At 63.0% G+C, this 4,113-nt stretch carries 2 protein-coding genes and 1 pseudogene; 2 read left to right on the top strand and 1 reads right to left on the bottom strand.

Annotated features, from left to right (window positions below):
• Positions 1-968 (top strand): annotated as a pseudogene (locus AC1DWI_RS15405) (hypothetical protein); the annotation flags it as partial.
• A 20-nt stretch (positions 969-988) separates the two neighbouring features.
• On the opposite strand, the gene AC1DWI_RS15400 reads toward AC1DWI_RS15405, so the two are convergent.
• Positions 989-2,005 carry a glycosyltransferase gene (locus tag AC1DWI_RS15400; RefSeq protein ID WP_477669333.1) on the bottom strand — a complete coding sequence of 339 codons (1,017 nt, stop codon included), beginning with the start codon at positions 2,003-2,005 and terminating at the stop codon, positions 989-991.
• 86 nt (positions 2,006-2,091) lie between these two features.
• Between AC1DWI_RS15400 and AC1DWI_RS15395 the strand changes: the two genes are divergently transcribed.
• Positions 2,092-4,113 (top strand): O-linked N-acetylglucosamine transferase family protein (locus AC1DWI_RS15395; RefSeq protein ID WP_477725144.1); only part of this gene is annotated, 2,022 nt, incomplete at its 3' end.

Here is a 4,113-nt window from a genome sequence, read left to right as displayed (position 1 = left end):
TCACCGGATTGATCGGCAAACGCAACCGTGAAAACTACCGTGTCACCACCACGACGGCCACCATTGGTATCCGCGGCTCTGGCTTCAATGCTGGGTACAACCCGGACGGCTCGCTGAGCGTGACAACCGAGCTGGATGCGATTGAGGTCTGCAATGCGGGGGGATGTGTCGGGCTGACGGCAGGTGAGTCTGTCCGGGTGGTCAACAACACAGACACGCCGAAACGAACGAATGTACGCCCGCCCATACCCACACCCGAACCTCCAATAGAGCCCATCATCATCAATAAAGCGGTTGTGACCGATGTCAAGCCAGTCAACACAGGCACGTTCACAAATTTCAAGTCAACCGCAACCTACCACTCGCAGGGCAATTTCGGACCTTCCACCATTTCGCCTGTTGCCACGGGCACTTCCGCAACCATTGACACCGGCAAACTGACCGCGCTCAGCGCCAATGGCAAGGATTTCACCCCCACCATCAACGCCTTTGCAGGCTCGGCGGGCTCTACCGACGCGGGCGACTTTATCGGTTGGGGTTCGTGGACCACGGGCACACGCAACCCAGGCGGCACGAACATCAATGATCTCCACTACATCATCGGCCAGCCTACCCTGGTGATGCCCACAACGGGCACCCTCAGCTACAACCTGATCGGCCAGACGCCAGTCACGGGCTACGACACCTCCGTACAGGCGGCAGTGGCCTCCGGAACCCTGACATCCGCAACGTTCAGCGTCAACTTCGGCACGGCCAAGCTGAGCATGGGCGTGGTCACGACACTTGGCGGTTTTGCGGCATCCAATATCAGTGTTGCAGGCGGGCAGTTCAGCTACTCCAACGGTGGACCGGTTTTCACCGTGGACGGTTTCTTCACCGGGGTGAATGCAAGCCGTGCCGGCATGGTTTACACCGGCACCAACGGAAACATTCGCTATTCAGGCGCAGCAGCATTTGCCGCGCCCTGATGGGGGCGGCCGGTCACCGTTCACTTGAGATAGAACGCCAGGTCGCGCTCCGTTGCGTCGGGGCCGTGCACCTGGCTGGCCCGCTCTTGCGCTGCCATGCCCAGCTGAAGCCTTAAATCCACCGAATCATTGAGCGACATCAGGGCATCGAATGCCTGCTCCTGCGAGCGGATCAAAAAACCCGAGATGCCCTGCTCGATCACTTCGGCGTAGCCGCCGTTCACGTGGGCCACTACCGGCAAACCGGCACCCATGGCCTCCAGCACCACCCGTCCATACGCCTCGAAAAAGTTTCCGGTGCGGTAGAACATCGCATCCAGTGAACGGTAAAAATCCGGCACAGACTCCGCACCCGCAGGCAGCAACTCAATGCCCTCGGTTCCGGCCAAACCCGGCGCCAGGCAGGTTCCGCCCATGACGCGAACCCGTATGCCGCGGCTGGCCAGCATGCGGTAAAGCGAAAGGTCCTGCGGGTTGTGCTTTTCCAGCAGATCACGGCTGGCACGCCCAACCGTGAAAGGCCGCGGTTGGGCTCCACCATGCGGCCATCGGGCAAAACGTTCAACGGCAACCGCTGAAAAGGGCGTGAGGTCGAGCAGGCTGGGAATGACGCGCCCGGTCAATGCCGCAGTGCGGCGCAGCCAGTCGGACACAAAAACAATCTCAGGGTCGAGGCCGGTGTATTCCCGCACGCCTTCGACAATGGCAAACAGCTGCCCCTGGTGTGAAATGTTGTGGAAAAGAATGATTCGTTGAAACCGCGTGTATTTCAGCCAGATTCCCGGCTGCAGATGCACGCCGCCTATCAGCAGCGTACCCTCCCTGGGAAACTGGTGCGCAAAGGGCTGCACGGCGGTAATGCCCTCGGGCGCGTACGCCGGGTGCACCGGCACATCGGACCACAGCTTGACCGCGCGCCTGCCGGCCAGAAGCCGCGCGAGGTCCAGCAGTTCCCGCTCCGCGCCCGTGTACAACTCGCCGAACCGGCCTAGCAGGTGCAGCGCGCCGAGGTCGGTGAAAGTGAGGCCTTGGGTCATTAGCCGCGATTATCTCCGCGCCCGCCTRAGTCCCCGAACCCACCGTGCCACATAATTCCTGCATGCACGACGGCGACACAGTTGCGATGGATAAAAACCCCCGCCCCTCTAACCGTGAGGCAGATCACGAGGCCTGGATGTCGCAAGGCAGCCAGCTGGACAGCACCGGCCAGCCCGAACTGGCGCTCGCGGCTTTTGAAAAGGCGCACGCCCTCTCGCCGACGGACGTCAATTCGGCATCTGCCTGCGCCACCCTGCTTAGCGTGCTGGATCGCCCGCAGGCCGCCTACCGAACGCTGCTGGGCGTTGAAGCATCACTGCTGCAGGACGCCGACGGCGCAGCCAACCTGGCGATTGCAGCAGAGGGTTGCGGTGACCTTGAAAAGGCCCAGGCGGCCTACGCACGGGCCCTGGAACTCAACCCCGACCACCTGCGTTCCCTGAACAACGTCGCCATCCTGGCGGCTGGCTCATCGCAGTGGGACCTGGCCATTCACTTGGCCCGCAAGTGCCTTGATCTTCAGCCCGGCCACCCGCCTTACCACGCCAACCTCGCCGAATACCTCTCAGGCGCGCGGCGCTACGCCGAGGCCGTGGAAGCCACCAGGCTTGCCCTGGCGCAATTTCCTGAACATGCCGAGCTGAGACTTCGGCACCTCGCGCTTCTGGCTTTCACCGGTGAGCTCGAAAAAGCCGACGCTGCCCTGAAAGACCTCGATGGCAACACCCGCAACCTGCTGGGTGAGTTCCTGCTGAAACTGGAAACCGCCGAAGGTGCTGCGCTGGAGGGCACCATCCATGGCAAGGCCATCGACCACGTGGCGGACGACGCGCTGCAAATCCACACCCGGCAAGCCTTCCGCAATATGGCCATCGGCGATTGGCGGCATCACCACAAGCTCACGGATATCCTGCAGAAGGCCCTGGCTGAATCCCTTGCCACCCAAAAACCCCGCGACTGGGGCGATGCGCCTTTCCACGGACTGGTACTCGCCATGGATGAAGACGCGCTGCAGCAGATGCGCCGGCAAACTCTCGACGCAGTGAAAAGCCGGCTCAAACCCTGCCCGCCGTTCAAGCGCGATTCGCGCACACGCCGCCTCCAGAGCGACAGCCGCATCCACGTCGGCCTCGCCGTGCAAAGCCTGGCCGACACCCGGCAGATGCGGGCACTTGAGCAGCAACTCGCGCTGCACGACAGTGGCCGCTTTGCCATCCAAGTCTATGCCTTCACGGGGCGCCCGCAGCCGGAGCACCTTGAGGTTTTGCGCCGCCATGCGGCCAGTGTGAATGAACTGGGGCACATGACTGACCTCGAAGCGGTGGGGCGCATCCKCCTGGACAGGCTTGATATTTACATTGAACAGGCCCTGAACCCGGCCTGGACGCGGCAGGAAATCGCCTTGATGCGAGTCGCGCCCGTGCAGCTGCGCGAGCCTGGCCTTTACAGGCATCACGTACCCGGCGCATGGGACTACACCGTGTCCGATCACTTCATCCACCCGCAGGTGGAGGAGCAAGCCGGCCCCATCGGCCGCCTTCCGCAAACTTGCTGGCCGGGAAGCTTTGGCATGGATGCCGAGCCCACGACCCCTTCCCGCGAAAAAGCCGGGTTGCCCGCGGACGCCCTGGTGCTGTGTTCATGCCTGTTGCCGCCCCTGCTGGATGCAGCCACCTTCGCCAGCTGGATGAAAGTGTTGCGGTCGCTGCCCGACGCCGTACTGTGGCTGCCTTTTTGCAGCCGGGCCGCCGCCAACCTCGTGCGCGAAGCACAGGCTGCRGGCGTGGGTGTACAGCGGCTGATCTTTTCAGCCCTTGCCGCCTGGCCCGAGATACCCGCCCACCTGGGCTGTGCCGACCTGTTCCTGGACACGTTGCGCCTCAATGCCTCGCCCGGACTGGAAGAGGCGCTGCGCCAGGGCGTTCCCGCGCTCACCTGCCCCGGCAGCAGCATGGCCGCGCGCATGGGTGCAAGCATTCTGCAGGCTGCCGGCCTGCCTGAATGCATTCTGGAAAGCCCGCAGGCTTATGTTGCGGAGGCTGTGCGGCTAGGCCGCAATCCTGAGGCGTTGCAGGAGCTGAAAACCAGGCTGCACACAGCGCGGAAC

This window comes from Polaromonas sp. P3_C2 (assembly GCF_056402675.1).
The sequence above is the reverse complement of the archived record's forward strand: the minus strand, read 5'-3'. Positions and strand labels throughout refer to the sequence as shown.